The sequence below is a fragment of the Ahniella affigens genome (assembly GCF_003015185.1).
Classification (GTDB): domain Bacteria; phylum Pseudomonadota; class Gammaproteobacteria; order Xanthomonadales; family Ahniellaceae; genus Ahniella; species Ahniella affigens.
On the sequence record NZ_CP027860.1, the window covers coordinates 173,834 to 190,356 of the forward strand.

Annotated in this window: 12 protein-coding genes; 4 read left to right on the forward strand and 8 right to left on the reverse strand. The window is 63.1% G+C overall.

Going from position 1 to position 16,523, the window contains the following annotated elements; genetic code table 11:
- Positions 1-360: 360 nt before the first annotated feature.
- Complete coding sequence (locus C7S18_RS00625; protein WP_146151690.1) at positions 361-705, forward strand: hypothetical protein; 345 nt, start codon at positions 361-363, stop codon at positions 703-705.
- Here C7S18_RS00625 and C7S18_RS00630 read toward each other — a convergent pair whose 3' ends face one another.
- Positions 706-1,308 carry a DUF4291 domain-containing protein gene (locus C7S18_RS00630; protein ID WP_106889721.1) on the reverse strand — a complete coding sequence of 201 codons (603 nt, stop codon included), beginning with the start codon at positions 1,306-1,308 and terminating at the stop codon, positions 706-708.
- A 339-nt stretch (positions 1,309-1,647) separates the two neighbouring features.
- On the opposite strand from C7S18_RS00630, the gene C7S18_RS00635 reads away from it, so the two are divergent.
- Together C7S18_RS00635 and C7S18_RS00640 are read left to right on the forward strand one after the other, a co-directional pair.
- Positions 1,648-5,784, forward strand: coding sequence for a hypothetical protein (locus C7S18_RS00635; protein WP_106889722.1), 4,137 nt, complete (start codon positions 1,648-1,650; stop codon positions 5,782-5,784).
- Positions 5,785-5,993: 209 nt separating this feature from the next.
- Complete coding sequence (locus tag C7S18_RS00640) at positions 5,994-8,735, forward strand: serine/threonine-protein kinase (protein WP_106889723.1); 2,742 nt, start codon at positions 5,994-5,996, stop codon at positions 8,733-8,735.
- A 26-nt stretch (positions 8,736-8,761) separates the two neighbouring features.
- Here the strand turns inward: C7S18_RS00640 and C7S18_RS00645 are convergent, their stop codons facing one another.
- From C7S18_RS00645 to C7S18_RS00675, 7 genes are all read right to left on the reverse strand, one after another.
- The gene (locus C7S18_RS00645; protein ID WP_146151691.1) at positions 8,762-10,273 is read right to left on the reverse strand and encodes a hypothetical protein; all 1,512 of its coding nucleotides are present in this window, start codon (positions 10,271-10,273) and stop codon (positions 8,762-8,764) included.
- A gap of 137 nt (positions 10,274-10,410) precedes the next feature.
- Entirely contained in the window at positions 10,411-11,892 is a 1,482-nt protein-coding gene (locus C7S18_RS00650; protein ID WP_106889725.1) for a helix-turn-helix domain-containing protein, read from the reverse strand.
- 585 nt (positions 11,893-12,477) lie between these two features.
- A complete protein-coding gene (locus tag C7S18_RS00655) occupies positions 12,478-13,494 on the reverse strand; it encodes a FecR family protein (protein WP_106889726.1) in 1,017 nt (338 codons plus the stop codon).
- A gap of 93 nt (positions 13,495-13,587) precedes the next feature.
- A complete protein-coding gene (locus tag C7S18_RS00660; RefSeq protein WP_106889727.1) occupies positions 13,588-14,085 on the reverse strand; it encodes an RNA polymerase sigma factor in 498 nt (165 codons plus the stop codon).
- Complete coding sequence (locus C7S18_RS00665) at positions 14,082-14,840, reverse strand: TonB family protein (protein WP_106889728.1); 759 nt, start codon at positions 14,838-14,840, stop codon at positions 14,082-14,084. The genes C7S18_RS00660 and C7S18_RS00665 overlap by 4 nt, the downstream gene beginning before the upstream one ends.
- Positions 14,837-15,217 carry a hypothetical protein gene (locus tag C7S18_RS00670; protein WP_106889729.1) on the reverse strand — a complete coding sequence of 127 codons (381 nt, stop codon included), beginning with the start codon at positions 15,215-15,217 and terminating at the stop codon, positions 14,837-14,839. The genes C7S18_RS00665 and C7S18_RS00670 overlap by 4 nt, the downstream gene beginning before the upstream one ends.
- Positions 15,217-15,426, reverse strand: a complete 210-nt coding sequence (locus C7S18_RS00675) for a YdcH family protein (RefSeq protein ID WP_106889730.1) — start codon at positions 15,424-15,426, stop codon at positions 15,217-15,219. The genes C7S18_RS00670 and C7S18_RS00675 overlap by 1 nt, the downstream gene beginning before the upstream one ends.
- A 97-nt stretch (positions 15,427-15,523) precedes the next feature.
- Here C7S18_RS00675 and C7S18_RS00680 point away from each other — a divergent pair, with 97 nt between their 5' ends.
- Positions 15,524-16,513, forward strand: coding sequence for an NAD-dependent epimerase/dehydratase family protein (locus C7S18_RS00680; protein ID WP_106889731.1), 990 nt, complete (start codon positions 15,524-15,526; stop codon positions 16,511-16,513).
- Positions 16,514-16,523 lie beyond the last annotated feature (10 nt).

Here is a 16,523-nt window from a genome sequence, read left to right on the forward strand (position 1 = left end):
TTCCTATGAGTGGACGCACTAGCGGTCACCTATCAACTCAGAAAGTTCCGAGGCGAATTTCGGAAATTTGCCAATGCACTGTGCACACGACCAAGGAGGCGTGCTGCCGACTCTCGGCTACGAAAGACGCTCAAAACACCCCAAGTTCGTGAACGAACCGTGCCGTCGAATGGATGTGGTCACAATCGCTGCGTCGTCAGCTATGTCCGGCGCACTTGATTGTCGTAGTACGTGGTCACGAAAGTGGCGAGGACATACTGTGAGGTCTAGTCACTTTGAGCAGATGCTGCGGCGAGGCGGATTGATGCTTGAAAGGATGTCTCAATGCTGATGACACTGATCTTGATCTTGGGTTCACTCATGAGCGGTACTTCTGCAAAGGAGGTCGTTGCGGTCATTGTTCGAAACGACTTGACCGGGCAGACGATTTCACTTGATGCGGCAGCGTTGGAGCGCTTTAACGAGCAGTGGCGCGGGAAACAGGTGTCGGCGGGTGACGGCGATCCAAACTGGCAGGCCCGTCTGGACATCGCGTTTGCAGGAGGGTCGGGTGGTCGCTGGTGGTATGCAATGAATGGTGACTTCCAGGTTCTGGCGATGAAGCACGTCACGCGCTACCGGGTTCCGAATCCGGAAGCGATGAATCGATTGCTCGACTTGGAAGCGCCGGGACGTGTCGACGAAGCGGCGCCTGCCCGCGATTGATCAAGTTCGGCGTTGGGGGTAGACCTGCTCCACGGGTACCTGCAGCAACTCCAGCCGGCCGGCCTCAACATGCGCGCGTTGGGCCACTACGAATGGCGTGATGTCGCGAATCGAGACGACTTGCTCTACGGCATACTGCCGCAAAGCCTGGTTGCGCAGTCCCAGTTGCACCACACGGCGTGCCAGGGGTTTGCCGTAGGGGTCGTGATCCGGGTCCCACTGCAGGCGAACGTCGGAGTGTTCGACAGCGTGGCGCCATTCGGCTTCTGTAGGCAATCCCGACGCAGTGAAACTTGAGGCGACGGCTTGCTGCTGAAACGAATCAAACAGAACGCGGGGAATTGTCACGGCCAGGATGCGTTCCTGGTCAGGTTTGCTGGCCCAGCCGGAGCGAAACATCATCCAAAGGAAATTGGGCTTGATCCAACTCATTCTGGTGAAGCTGAAGGCGCCGCCGAATCGCTGATGGTTGACCGCAAACTCCGCGATCTCTGAGCGATAGGCTTGGTAGACCACGATGTCGTTGTCGTCGAACTGCGCCAGGACGACTTGTCCGGTGTCTGGCCAAGCTGCAGACACGATCGAATACGGCTGAATGTGCATGGGGCGAGCATGGTTTGGACGTGTGCGGGCGTCAAGATCCGTAGACCCGATGAGCGAAGAGAGAGATCGCCGACACTGCGATCTCTCTCTTCGCTGATAGGGTCTACTTGCTAAACGAGCACTTCAGGTTCGTTGGCGGCCATTCACGAATCCGATGTCGGCGTCGCAAGTAGCCCTCTCCCCAGCCCTCTCCCACTCGCGTGGGAGAGGGAGCTTTGGGGGCGCATAGGCACAGCGCATCGCGCAGCCAGCGCGCGATTTCAGGGATTTTCGCGCTGATGATCTCTGGCGCCCAGTCAGTCCGTATGTCCAGACAGAACCCCTCGTCTGGAGACGACCATGCTGCGCGTTTACCCTGTCCGTTTTGGCCTGCTGCTGTCCTTGCTGACGGCCAGTAACGCCACGTTTGCCGACATCCCGGCCAACGAGCCGCCGCTCGATAAGACAATCAACAGCGCCAACGGCCTCTATCAGCTTCGCTACACCGACAACATCTACACCACGAACTACATGCCGACCTCCCAGGTGCAGGCATCGGCGAACGCGCTCGATCGCACGGGTTCGGCGCAGGTGGGTTTCCCGCTGGGCTATCACGATGGTTACGTCGACCTCGGGTTTCGGACGCCGTACTTTGGCGGCGGCGTGCGGGATGTGACGTTCTGGGACTGCAAAGACCCGGCTGATCCGGATGCGTTTGACTGTGACAACGGCTTCGCGGTGCTGGAACAGATCGTCATGCCCGCGCCGACCTATCGGAATCGGAGCGAATCCTGTCTGCGCATGATCCTGGGGCACGAGTTGTTCCACCATGTCGAATTCGCCCACGTCAATGCCGGCGGCGGTTCTGGTTGCGGCAAAGTGTTTGGCACCACGGTTTGCGAGGGCCAGGCGCGGGCGATGCAGGACAAGGTCTACTTTGATTTGGATCTGGTGCCGGCGGCTAGTTGCATTGCATCGTTCCGGGGCGAGGCCAATCTCTACCTGGGTGCGCCCGACTTGGACATTCTGAAATCCAGTTATACGAGCGCCCTGTTTTGGACGTATCTGATGGAGCAATACGGCACGTTCAACACCGAGCCCTATCGTGGCGCCGATTTCCTGACCGCGTGGTGGGACCTCGCAGAAGACCGCGTGGCGAATCCCGATATCGCCGATATCACCCAGCAGGCAATCAAATTGTTCGAACCGAACGACACCTTCATCAACGCCTATCAGGATTTCACCATTGCGAATCTGATGAAGGACATGTCACTGCTCGGTCTACCCGTCACCGCGCAAGCGCGATATCAATACATTGACGAGCAGCCGGTGCTGGGTCAGAACAACCTGATGGCGTTCGATGCCGTCGCACTGAGCGATACTGCGACTGTCTCGGCAAACCAAACCGTGCAGCGCAGTTTTGATGCGCAGCGCCTGGGGGCCGACTACATCCGCTTTGATGTCAGCAATTGCCCAGCCGGCAGCACGATGGCGTTCGACGTTGCGCCCGACCCAGGCGCGAGCAACCCGACCCCGGGCGCGCAGGCCCTCATTTCGTTGCTGTTGACCAAGGCCCCCGCAGCGCCGATCCGGCTGTGGAAGTGGCGCGCGAGCTCGGCCAAGGCGAGCGCGGTGCAGGCCGTTGGCACGCCGTATCAATACGCGTATGTGATCGCCTCTGGTCGCAACGGCCACTACGCCGGACGGGCCACCGCGCAATGCAAGCCGGCGCCGCTCGCGCCGATTCTGAAATTCGCTGGCAAACAGGCGCAGCCAGGCCCTGGCGTGCAACCGGTGGGCATGGTTAAGGTGCAAGTCCCGGACAGCGGCGTGCCAGGGCAGATGCTTGCCGGGCTCGCAGCCAGCGATTTCCAGCTTCAGGTTGGTGGGCTCAATGCGACGATCGAGGCCGCGCTGCCGGATGGTGATGGTTACCTGCTCCGCTTTCGGCATCCGACGCAGAGCACCGCTGGCCCGTTTCCAGTGTCCGTTCAGGTGGGGGCCCAGACGACGAGCTTGGCCAATGCCATCCGCTATGACCAGCCTGAGCCCGAACTCATCATGGTGCTCGATCTGACGCAGAGCATGCAGACCACCGGTCTGTTGCTTCCCGCGATTCAGAAGGTGCGCGAAGCGGCGGCCCGGATGCGATCGACGGCGCGCTTTGGTCTGGTCGGGTTTGTCGGCAATGGCACTGAACCGGGTCTGGACGCCAGCGTTCTGCTCCCGCTGGCACCGCTCAACAGTGCGCAGCGCGCGAGCCTTGAGTCGGTGCTCAGCACCATCGGCACAAGCACACAGAGTGCCGGCGCGCCAGGCGATGGCGTGCAGGCTGCCATTAACGAGTTCACTGCCCGTGGCGGCAACGGGCCCAAGTCGATTATCTTGCTGTCTGACGGCGGCATCGGTGAAGGTGCGACCGTGGCCGCGCTCGAGTCGAATCTTGCGGCGCAACGCATTGCCGTGCATGCGATCGCACTGGGGCCGCAAACGAATCAGGGCTATTACGACCTGCTCGGTCGCACCTCTGCAGGCAGCTATCACTATGTGCCGAGTCAGTCGGGTGGGCCGGACGCTGCGGCACTCGATCTGGCCATGGACAGCAGTGCAGGCGTCGCGACGCGCGAGCATATCCTGCTCGCCCGACAGGTGCCGGTACCGGCCGGTGTCACGGTTGATCATAGCGTTCGCCTGGACGCCAGCGTGCTCGGTGCCAGCGGCGTTGTGGTGTTTGCAGCTGAGACGGCCGCCAATGCTGCATCCCCGCCCAGCAGCATTCGGTTGTTTCGGCCGAGTGGCCAGGAAGTCGTAGCGAACGCGCAGGTCGAGATCGTCGACTCGCCGCGCGGTCGCTACTTCCGAGTGGACGATGCCGGCAACGGTGACTGGATTGTTCGGGTGAGTCCCAACGGGGCCGGCGGTGCGACGGCGGTCGATCTGAAAGTGCTGATGGCCGAGTCGCGACTCCCTGGTCTGATCCCGGCAATCACGCGTGCTCGAACCGGTACCGGCGATTTGCGCACGGGCGAGGCAATCGCCGTGGTGGCCGATCTGCAAAGCGCAAATACCGATGATGCGAGCCATATGGGCCCGGCCACCGCGACCCTGGAAACCCCATCCGGCGGCAATGTGGTCCTGAGCATGCAGTACCGCCCCAAGCGCGCGGAAGCGTTGTTCGCGGGCGACGACGCGCCGGCGCGTGTCGAAACCGAGATCGACGCGCTGCGTGAAGGCTGGCCGATCGGATTGCCAGACGACGCGAGTAGTGGTGGTGTTCGCGGCAGCTATCGATTGGTGTTCGATGTGGTGTTCGGCAGCGGCGCGGCGCCTTACCATCTGCGCAGCACGCGCAGCGTGGTGGCGACGACGGACACGACTGATGCAGACGCCGACGGCCTGCCTGACCGTTGGGAACAGGATCGGAGTTGTGCGCTTGATGCTGCCACCGGAAGCAACGCTGATCCCGATCAGGACGGGCTGGACAACGCCAGTGAGCGCGTTCAGGGCACTGACCCGTGCTCGGCCGATACCGATGAAGGCGGCGAGCCGGATGGCAGCGAGGTGCAATTTGGCCGCAGTCCATTGCTCGCCGACGACGACGCGTTCTCGGGTCAGCCGAGCGTCGCCATCGACAACGAATTCAGTCAGCACGAAGCGATGCCGGTGTTGCCGCCGAACAGCCTGCCGTTGCGCTACGACGTCGACACCCGCGCAGGCCATGTGAAGGTGTTCAGCGGTGGCGATGTGCAGGGACCCTACCAATTGTTGGCGACACTGAGTGGTGCCAATCTGACTGGGCAGTACCTGGATACTGGTCTCAATCTTGGTCAACGCTATTGCTACCGAGTCCAGGCGGGGCTGAACAATGGCGCAGCGGGCCTGATGAGCGAGCCGGTCTGTGCGACGGTGCGCTCCGACATGCGTGCGCCAACCGGCATGATCGCGTTGGCTGATGGTGCGAATCAGTCCAGTGCTGGCGTGGTGACAGCGCATCTGGATCTCGACCACGAGAGTCCGATCGGTGCTGCCATGCGGCTGCGTTTGCCGGATGGCAGCGTGACCGGCTGGCTCACGTTTCAGTCCACCTTCACGATCAACGTCAGCAGTGTGCCACGGCCGACCACCATCCGAGTCGATGCGCAGTTCCGGGACGCTGATGGCAATACCTCACCCTGGTATGCCGACGAGCTCGATCTGATCGATGCCGGCACGGTGGGTGGTGTTCGCGGCAGCTTCCGTGGGGGCGTCAACGTGGCCGCGGGTGATGTCAATGTGCGGGCCATGGGCGAGACCCAAATCCCGCCGCAGACGAGCGATGTCAACGGTGATTTTCTGCTGCGCGATTTGCGGCCCGGCACCTACCAGTTGGAGTTCAGTCATCCGCTCTACCACACGTTGGTGCGAACTGTGAGTGTGGGAGCCGGCGGTGCGCTGGACTTGGGCGAGATCATGCTGACGCCAATACCGGGCGAGCTGTTTGCGAACTCCTTCGAGTGACCTTGGGAGGGTCTGAATAAGTCCATCCTGGACTTTCAGACCCGCACTGAGTCCGGTACATGCCCGCATCGCCTCTGAACATGTTCAGAGGCTCCCTGGCGGCACGCCGCAATGGCGAGCGCAGCGTGCTGCGGCGTGACCGGCACAGGGGTTTCCAGGCATGATCCCGTCAGCTGCTGTGGGCCCAACCAATCGAGTCAAGGTGAATCATGGATGCCGAGCGTTTTCGCCAAGTTCGCCTCGTATTTGAGGCAGCGCTGAATGAGCCGGCTGAGCGGCGGACGGATTTTGCCCGGGACGCCTGTGGGCAGGACGCCGCGTTGTTCGATGCGGTGATGAAGATGCTGGCAGCCGATGCCGCGGTGACCGACGGCTTCATTGAACTGCCACCAGATTTGCGGGAATCAGCGCCCGGCGATTCGTCTCGGGCTGATGAAGACATGATCGGTCGGCGGTTTGGTGCATGGGAAATTCGCGACGTCATCGGTCAGGGCGGCATGGGGCAGGTCTTCCTGGCCGAGCGGATCGACGGCGCGTATGAGCAACGCGCCGCACTCAAGCTGATGCGCGCCGGCTGGGATCCGGTCGAGCTGCTGAATCGGTTCAAACAGGAACGCCAAATCCTGGCGGCACTGAATCACCCGAATATCGCGCGCCTGCTGGATGGCGGCGCCGATGGCGACGGCAATCCGTACCTCGTGCTGGAATACGTTGAAGGCGCGCCCATTGGCGCATATTGCGATCGGCATCGCCTGGACCTGACGAGCCGATTGCGCGTATTTCAGGCGGTCTGCGCAGCGGTCAGTTACGCGCATCAACGCCTCGTCGTTCATCGCGATCTGAAGCCCTCAAACATTCTGGTCACCGACGACGGGCAAGTGAAACTGCTCGACTTCGGGATCGCCAAGTTGTTGGCCACGGATAGTCGCGTCACGGCGCCGCAAGATCGGCTCTTCACGGTCGGCTACGCTGCCCCCGAGCAGGTGCGCGGCGAGTTGCCGAGTGTCTCGGTCGACGTTTATGCATTGGGTCTGTTGCTCTATGAATTGCTGACGGGACAACGCGCCTATGGCCGGACCGCGTCGACGCCGGCTGCTTATGAACGCGAGATTCTGACCGCAGATCCTGAGCTTCCGTCGCGGGCCGCGATGTCAGAGGCAGAGACCGAACGCCTGACCGCGCGCGCAGCGGCCCGGCAACTGGATCCGCAGGCTTTGTCAGCGTTGCTGGCGGGCGATCTGGACGCCATCGTCATGCGCGCCCTGCGCAAGGAGCCAGACGCGCGCTATGCGTCGGTTCAGGCGCTGGCCGAGGATGTGCAGGCCTTCCTGGAGCGTCGACCCGTGAAGGCCCGCGCCGGCAATCTGCGCTATCACGTGACGCGGTTTGTGGCGCGGCATCGGTTGGCGGTCAGCCTCGCGGTGGCCTCGGTGTTGGCGCTGAGTGTCGGATTGGGGCTGGCGTTGTGGCAGGCAGACGTCGCTCGCACGCAGCGCGACTTGGCGGCTCAAGAAGCCAGCAAGGCGCGAGCCGTTGCCGATTTCATGGTCGCTGTGTTCGAGTCGGCGGACCCGGCGGCGGTCGACGGCGCGACCTTGCAACCCAAGGATCTGCTGGATCAGGGCGTGCGCCGATTGGCGCAGGATCACAGCCTCGACCCGGCGACACGATCCGCGTTGCTGTACGCGATGGGCTCGGCGCAGTTAGGTGTCGCGGATTCAAAGGCGGGGCTGGCTCAGATGCAGGCGGCCGTCGCGGCGGCGCAGGCGGCGGGCGACCCCGCTGCGGAGATTCGCGCGCGGCTCGGATTGGGCGTGGCCCACAACACGTTGAACAACAACCAGGACGCCATGCAGCAGTATGAGCTGGCCCGCGCGATGTTGGGTCAGCTGCCAGATGCGCCGCCCGAATTGGGCGAGGATCTGGACTACTTCCAGGGCATCGAATTCGGTCAGATCGATCAGAAGGACCGTGCAATACCCATGTTGCGCGCGGCCTATTCGCGCCGGCTTGCGCGACTGGGCTTGGCGCACACCAGTACGTTGAAGATTGCGACGACGCTGGCGTTTTACTTGAGCGGTGTTGGGCAAGTGGATGCGGCGCTCGCAATCTCCGAGCCAAGCTATCAGGCGGCGCGACAGGACCAAGAGCTCCCGCTGCATGCGCTCAAGGACATTGTGTCGGCGCATGCGTATGCGCTGCTGCGAAAAGACGATCCCAAAGCGGAGGCGCTGTTTCGGGAAGCGGTCGACATCGATCAGCGCATCTATGGGCCAGGTCACCCGGGCACCACGGTGTCACTGAACAATCTGGCCTTCTGGTTGAGTCGACAGAATCGTCCTGCCGAAGGGGCGGCGATCATGGAGCAGGTCATTGCGATACGGCGAGGCTTGCATATTGAACGCTATGAGTTGCTGGGATTCTCGCTGATCAATGCGGCGTCGATGTATCAGAAGGCCGGGCAATTCGAGACCGCGATTTCGCGTGCACGCGAAGGAATTGATATCTACGCGCAGCGTGACAAGCCGTTTGATCGGCAGGCGCAAAAGGGGCGGTGGGCGCTGATTCAGGCGTTGGAACATCACGGCGACCATGCTGCCGCACTGACCGAGAACACGGCGATGCTGCCTTACACGGACGGCCGAAGCCCCGAATTTGATGGTGCCGACGCCAACCTGCTTTGGCTGACGCAGGCTAGGCTGCTGGCGCGGCTGCAACGATCGGAGCCCGAATGTCCTGCCGCCCGAGCGGTGCTGGCCAACGAGGCGACAACGCCCGTTCAGCACATCGAGGCGCGCATTCTGTTGCTGGATTGTCTGCTTCGCCAACGCCAGGGTCAGGATGAGGTGGCCGCACTGCGTGACGCCATTCGGCAGCAATCGGCCCTGTTGCCAGAGCTCCCGCCATTCAGCCGCGAACTTGGGCAGGCGCTGATTGCGCGAGCGCCGTGACGGCATGAACTATCGCTTCGGCTCCATCAGTTCTCAAAACCGTTCGCGAACAACACCGGGGTGGTGCCACCACCGCCATCCGCAAGCTGGTTCAAATACACCTCGAGATTGGTGTAACCCGCCACGCCGGTCAGCGGCACTGACAACTGGCTGCCATTGTGATCGGCCACGATCGGATTCAGACCGAGTCCGGTGTATTGCTGCTCGAACGTATCGGGCATGCCGTCGCTGTCCGTGTCGGTGGGTGCGGCGGGTGGCGTGCTGAAATCGAGATTGAACGTGTCGTTCTGAAGGGGCGTGTTGTGGGGCGTCGGATCGATGCTGTCATCCTGAACATCAAGCTGGATGCGGCGATCCATCGGGTCCAAGGGGCGGGCACCGGCTTCGGCCAGAACGCGCGTTTTCAGTTCGGCGGAGGTCCAGTAACTGACGCTGCCGTGGTTGTGACGAATACTGAGCCGCGTGGCCACGCCCAGATCGGTATTGGGCGCATTGGTGCCAAAGTCGTTGCAGCAATAGAACAACTGATAGTCGGCCAGCGTCGGATAGCGGCTCATGGCATTGCCGCTGGTGAAGAACTGATTGCTGGCCACATCGAGCAAGTCGTGTAACGCGAACCCATACGGAAAGTCGGCCCGCACCTGCATGTGGTTGTTGACCAGATTCGCGAAGACGCGGTAGGGGCCAAGCGCGGCATTTTGATCGACGTCTCGGTTGTACCAGATCAAGAAACCCGGATCGAAGTAGTAGTTGTTCGACACTTCCAAATCGAGGGTGCGGCTCTGGCAATCGGCTGTTGCACCCGGCAGGCTGGGGTAATTGCTGGCCTCACAAGTGATCTCGGGCAGGCGACCGCCGATGCGATACCACAGGTTCTTGATCAGGCTCAGCTGATCCTGTGGATGGTCCGGGTGTGAATAGTTCAGCAGCGCGCCGCCGCGATCGGCGTGATCACCGACGGTCTCGGCCAGAATGCTCTTCTGGATCGTGCCCTGCGACGCCCACGAGACTTGCAGCGCTTCGTCGGCGGCATGGCCGATCGAGACATGGTCGAAGATGAAACGCTCCAGTCCGTCCAGACGCAGGCCATCGTCGAGTCGATCGGCACCCGGCGGTAGCGCCAGGTTCCAGCCGGGGCGAATTCGCAAATGGCGAACGATCAGGTTGCTGCAAGCGTTCTGGTCGTAGTGCCCGTCGCAGACAAATCCGCGGACAATGATGCCGCCGGGTGACGTCTGTCCCGCCAGCGTCACGTTGCCGTTGACGACGTTGGCGTAGCCTTGAATGACGCCGCTGACCTTGAACAGGATGTAGCGCGCGCCAGATTGGCGCAGGGCCCAATTCAGGCTGCCGGGAACGACGCCGGCGGGGTCGGGATCGAGCGTCGTCACATACAAGACCTGGCCACCCCGGCCACCGGACGCGACCGCCCCGAATCCTTCGGCGCCTGGGAACGCCGGTTGGGCTTTGAGCGCAGCGCTGAAAGCTAGTGCCAGCAGCACCAGGAGGAAGGTCGGAACCACAAGGGTACGAGTCATGGTCGGATCGATCTTAGAGCACAGGCGGGGTTCGGCCCGCACCGCTAGCAAACGCCAGAAGCGGGATGCGCCGTTAGGCCTGCCGCGTCAACGATTGGTCTGGCCGCGCCAGTAGGCTCGTGACCGGTCGCGACGGCTCAGTTTGGTCGCGGTGATTGCACCCGCGCCTGTTGATAGGCCGAAGGTGTGCATCCGTAGGCGGCGCGGAAGCGACGGGAGAAATGCGAGAGGTCCTGGAAGCCCAAATCAAACGCCACTTCCTGGATCCGGCGCGCCGGGTCGCGCAGCCGTTCAGCTGCCGCCTCCAGTCGGATGGCCAGCAGCAACTCCTGCGGGCTGGTATCGAGGCCATCGCGCAGATGGCGCTGCAGGGTGCGAAGCGACACATGCAACGCGTCAGCCAGAGACTGCGGGGTCAGCTCATCGCTGACGTGCCGGCGAACGTAGTCCGCAGCACGTTCTGCGAAGATGCGGTCGCGATGGGCGCTGACTGATGCTGAATCGGGCTCCGATGCCGTCGCGTCCTTAGGCGTGATCGTTCCTGTTGGCGCCTCATCGATCCCCGTTGATTCGGATGCCGCGGCGATCGTTGGCTCAGGATCAGGTGCTGACTGAACTGGCGGCGTCGATTGCGCATCGTGGGGATTCAGATCGCCGAGACGGGCGATCAGGGCGCGCAGATGACGCCGATTGCGCCAATGCATCCAGATCGCGACCAGGGCAACCAGGATCAAACTCAGTCCCGCCATGGCGAGTGCCAGTCGCTCGATGCCGAGCTGCCGCGCGATGCGTTCGAGCCAGTCCGGGCCACCCTGCAACTGCAGCGGTTGCCAGTAGGCGGGATAGCCGAAATCCCGTTGCCCGGTCCAGGTCAGCGGCCACAACTCGGTGCCCACGGTCGGGGCCGGGTTCGGCGGCGCCGCTTCTTGCCCGAGCAACGCGGCGCGCGAAATCGCCGCGCCGGGTGCCAGCGGCTGCGGCGCCAGCCAATCGTTCATCGCGACGTCCATCTTCATGGTCATGGGTGCGCTTGGCACCAGGCCCAGGCCGGCAAATGGGACGGCGAGTTCGAAGCGCCAAGTGTCGCCATCCCGTTGGCTGGCATAGCGGACGGCCAAGGGGGCGGACTCGCGTTGCGGCACCTGGGCGGCCGCCAGTTCGGCCACCAGCTCATCACCGCGCAACAGACCGTAGCGCCCGTCCGGCAGCAGCAACAGGTCGATATCATCACCGTTCATGCGCTTTTCGGAATCGCCGCGCGGGTCGAGATAAATCTGCAGCGAGTCGTAGTGGTGAAACTGATCGACCTGCGCGGCTTCTGGCGCCTGCATCCATTCTTGATCAGTCACCGTGCCGGCAATCAGCAGTTCGTCCTGCGTCCAGCTGGCCTGGATGCTGACGTGATTCGCGCGGTCGGCCGGCAAGTCCGTTTCCGCAAAGCGACGGCGCATCGCGTCCTCTGGCCACTCGTCCAGGACCCCGTCGATCTGAATCGGCTCGCGTTGATACGGCAAGGCCCAAGCCGCCGAGTCGGCATACGCGTGGGGCGCTGGCAAAAGCAGGATCATCGCGGCCGCGAGGCAGCCAGCCAAGCCATTCCATCGTTGATGCCCATCCATGCCGATACCAACTCCAAACTCGCAGCGGCGTGCGGCGACCGGCGCTGGCCGAACGAGCTCACCTGGAGTTCATACTTTGCGGCTGTTTCGCGACGCTGACAAGTGGGGGCAAGTCAGTCGCGGGCGCGTTGCGAGCTCACCCGACAAAACAGACGGTATGCGCATGGACGTTGTTGGTGGGATATCGCGGCGACCTGTTGGCCCTAGTCGCCTCCGCACGATCTGCAGCGTCGAGTTTCAGGGTAATCCCCCGGGCCGCTTGAGTAATGTGGTGTTGCGTGATGGGGGCGCTATTGTCGTCATCCTGGAAGCCGCGCAGCGGATTCCGGGATCCAGGGCAAGCTTGCGGCAAGATCGCAATCGGCGAAAAGGCATTCCAGGGTGCAAGCTTGCCGCCAAATTGCCCTGGATCCCGGCTGCGCCAGGATGACGGCAATATGTGTTGTCACCGTGAGGTGCGGCTAACGCCGGCAAGGCAAAACACGCTGCCGACTCAGGGCTGAGGCTGTCTGGGGCGCAATTGGCTATGAACGCGCGCGCGGCGGCCGGCGAGCGATGACCGGCTCGCGCGTGAGCAAACCACGCTCACCCGCCGTTCGCGCCGAGCCAACGCACACCGAGTGCGTTCGCACGCACCGAGACGCCGTAAGCCTGCTGCAGCTGCACGAACGCAGCGTCCTGCTCGGCGTTGTTGCGAATGGGCAGCGCGGCGGTAAAGCGCTTGTTGCCGGCATCACCCAGCCACTGCAGGCGCTGACCACTGTAGCGCTCAAAGCGGGCGAAGGCGGTTCGGGCATCGGCGTTGTCGAGCACGAGTACGTCTGGTGCCAATTCCGGCGTCACGGCCTTACCGGTGTTGACGACGCCGTCGGGCTGCCATTCCAGGCTTTGACCGGCGACGATGTGCTGTGGCGGCTCGCCCGCCTTCGATTGCACCGACACTTCGCCCTCGCTCACCGCGACGCGCAGGCTGTCGCCCGACTCATCCACCCAGAAGCGGGTGCCAATATCGCGAATCTCGAAGTCTTGATGCCGCACGAGAAACGGGCGCGGGTCCACGCCGACTTGCACATTCAGCTCGCCGCGGAGCAATTCGACTTCGCGGCCATTCGGGCCAAACACCATTCGGACGGCGCTGTCGGGACCAAGCTGTACCTGGCTGCCATCGTCGAGCGTTCGCGTTTCGATCAACCCGGGTGCAGTCCGCCAGTCGGCGCTGCGGGACTCGTAGGCCGGACGAAGCAGCGGCAATGCAAGCACGCCAAGTACGAGCGCGCTGGCCAAACTCATGCCCGCAAACCAAGGCTTCCAGGTCGAGAACCGGCCTGGTGCGGTGGTTAGGTGTGCGCTGCCCGCCGCGGTCGGTGTGGCCCAAGTGTCGGCCGGAGTGTCCGCATCTGCGTCAGTGGCGATGGGTTCAGGCAGGCCCGCCAATCCGGCATCCAGCGCATTGCTCGCCAGGAGCACGTCCAGATAAGCCAGGCGATGGGCATCGTCTGCCGCGAGCCAGGCATCAAAACGCGCCTGCAACGCCACATCCTCGCAATCAGCCGCGAGGGCCAACCACCAGTTTTGGGCTTCGAGTTGCAGAGATTCAGTCACAGAAACACTCCTTCGCTGCTGAGGACGCAGCCAGGCGCTGGTTCCCCCAACGGACCATGAGACGGCGCATCGTCCGGTCGATACTGGTGCCGCTCATACGCGCTCCTTGATCAGGCTGGCCAGCGATTTCAAGGCCAGGGTCATGTGGTTTTCCACGGTTTTCGGGCTCAGGCCAAGCTCGGCCGCGACTTCCTTTTGGCTCATCCCTTCCACGCGCATCAGCCACAGCACGCGCCGCCGCTGCGGGGGCATCGCCGCCAGCGCCGTGCTGACTTGTGCCCATTGCTGGCGCGACTGCAGCAGGGCATCGGGGGTTGGGGAGACATCGGCAACGCGCTCGACGCCTTCGTGCTCGTCCAGCGATTCGGATTGCCGGACCTGCCGGCGGCGCAGCGCATCTTTGGCCAAGTTGTAGCCGACCTGGAACAGAAACGCGCGTGGGTCCCGCACGCTTTCGATGGGCTGATCAAGTACTCGCAAAGCGGTGTCCTGGACACAGTCCTCGGCCAGGCTTGGGTCGCCGAGCACGCGCGCCAGCACCGCCCGGAGCTCGCCGCTGTGCTGGGCAAATACCGCGGTCCAGCTGCTCACAGCGGTCCCAAGCGGTAGACGATGGGGAGTTCGAGCTCGGTAATCGCAGTTTCTCCAGGCGGCGGTTCGGGTAGTGGCGAGGCAGCGGTCAGCAAGGCCAGGGCAGCCTGGTCCAGGCGCTTGGACCCGGAACTGCTGAGCACCGTCGCAGCCAGGACCACACCATGCCGGGAAACCCGGGCCCGAATCAAGACCGTACCGGATTCGCCCCGTCGGCGCGCGGGCTCCGGGTACGACTGAAATTGCTCCAGATGGCTCAAAACATCCCAAACATAGTCGGCCGGCTCGGGTTGGCCGTGGGTGGCAGGTGCCACCTCACCGGATTCGCCCAGACCCGTCAGAGCGGGCGGCGTGGGGCTACTTGCTTCTGCCGCATTCGAGTCGGCGGGACGTTCGGGCTCTGCGCTCGTTGCGTCGGGTGCCAGCGTCGCGATCAACGCCGGTGCGCGTGTCGCTGGCGTTGGCGCCACGGGCGGCGCTGCCTTGGGTTCCGGGGCCGGCGCCGGGCTCGGTTTGGGCTCGGGTGGCTCGCGTTGCGGGGGGACGTCCACCAATTCGAACCACGCGACCTGCAACTCAGGTCGCCGTGTGGTGCTGCTCGGCGCCTGGCTCCGCAAGACCGGATCGATCAGCCATAGCAGCAGCAACCCGTGCAGGATCATCGACAGCGCCGCCCCCAGAATGAAGCGCCAGGATCGACGCGGTGCCGGAGCCTCTGAGCGGCGTACGAAGTCTTGAACGACCCACTCATTCATGCGGGCCTGAGCAACGTCCGGGCCGCCCAGTAGCCGAGTGCCGCCGCAAGCGGCAACCGCAGCAGGTGCGGGCCCGGGCCAAGCACCAGCAGCTCAAACCCGATGGCGACAAAGGCAGCGAGCACAATCAGCACCGGGCTATGGCGCCATCGTCCGAGCGCAACGAGCAGACTGATGAGCGTCAGGACGCCAATGCCCAGGTAGACCTGATACGCCGTGCCGACCAACGCTGGCCACCGCTGCTGCCAGGTGGCTGGTTCTGTCGCAATCAATAACAGCGCCACCGACGTGGCCGCCAGCAGCCCCAGCAGGATGCCCTTGGCGACCCATTGGCGCCAGCGAAGCCGGCGGAGAATGTCGCGGGTGACGCTGTCCATCAGGCATCCAGATCCGGGATCAACTTGCTTTCGTAGAACGTCATCATGTCGCGCAGCTTGAGCTTGCGCTTCTTCATGCGCTTCAGCTGCAATTCGTCACAGTGCTGGTCTTGCGCCATTGCGGCAATCGCCGCGTCCAGATCGCGATGCTCAATGCGCAGCTCGACCAATCGGCGCGCGGCGGTCTGGGGGTCGATGCGGTCGCTCATGGGGCCTTGGGAAAACAAGAGTCACAGCCCTATCTTGTACACGAATTTAATGGCGCTCGGCTATCCTGCCGCGCCTTCGTCTTGATCTGGACCTTCGATGACCGCTCCGATTCTGGTAACCGGCGCCGCCGGATTTATCGGTGCCTATGTGGCGCGAGCGCTTGCCGCCCGCGGTGAGACCGTGGTCGGCCTCGACAATTTCAACGACTATTATGCCGTCCAGCTGAAGCAAGACCGCGTGGCGGCGTTGATTCCGGGCGTCCCGATCGAACCCGTCGATATCGCCGACGCCACGGCCCTGGCCGGTGTCTTTGCCCGCCACCAGCCGCGTCTCGTCGTGCACTTGGCTGCTCAGGCTGGCGTGCGCTTTTCGCTGGAATCGCCAGCCACCTACGTGCAGTCCAATCTGGTCGGGTTCGCAAACCTGCTGGAACAGGTGCGCCAGCACAAGCCGGCGCACCTGGTCTACGCTTCATCCAGCTCGGTCTATGGCGGCAGCAACGAGCCGCCGTTCTCGGAAATCCAGAAAATCGATGCGCCGCTCAGCCTTTACGCCGCAAGCAAGGCCGCAAACGAGCTGATGGCGCACAGCTACGCGCATCTGTTCCGCGTGCCGATGACCGGTCTCCGCTTCTTCACGGTTTATGGCCCTTGGGGACGCCCGGACATGGCGCCGATCCTGTTTACCCGCGCGATCCTGGCCGGCAAACCGATCGACGTGTTCAACCATGGGCAAATGAGACGCGATTTCACTTACATCGACGACATTGTCGCTGGCGTCATTGCCGCGCTCGATCGCCCGCCGGTGGTTGCCGACGGATCCGTCCCGCATCGGGTCTTCAACCTCGGCAATCACACGCCGGAAGCGCTTGAGGACTTCATCGCAACGATCGAGCAGGCCGCCGGAAAACCGGCCGAAAAACGCTACAAACCGATGCAGGCTGGCGACATGCTGGCCACGATGGCGGATACCGAGTCAGCTGAACGCGAGCTTGGTTTTTCGCCCAAAACCCGGATTTCCGAAGGATTGCCCCTGCTGGTGGACTGGTGCAGGCGCTATGATGGCGGGCTGATCCAGAAAAACTGAATGCCAAGCC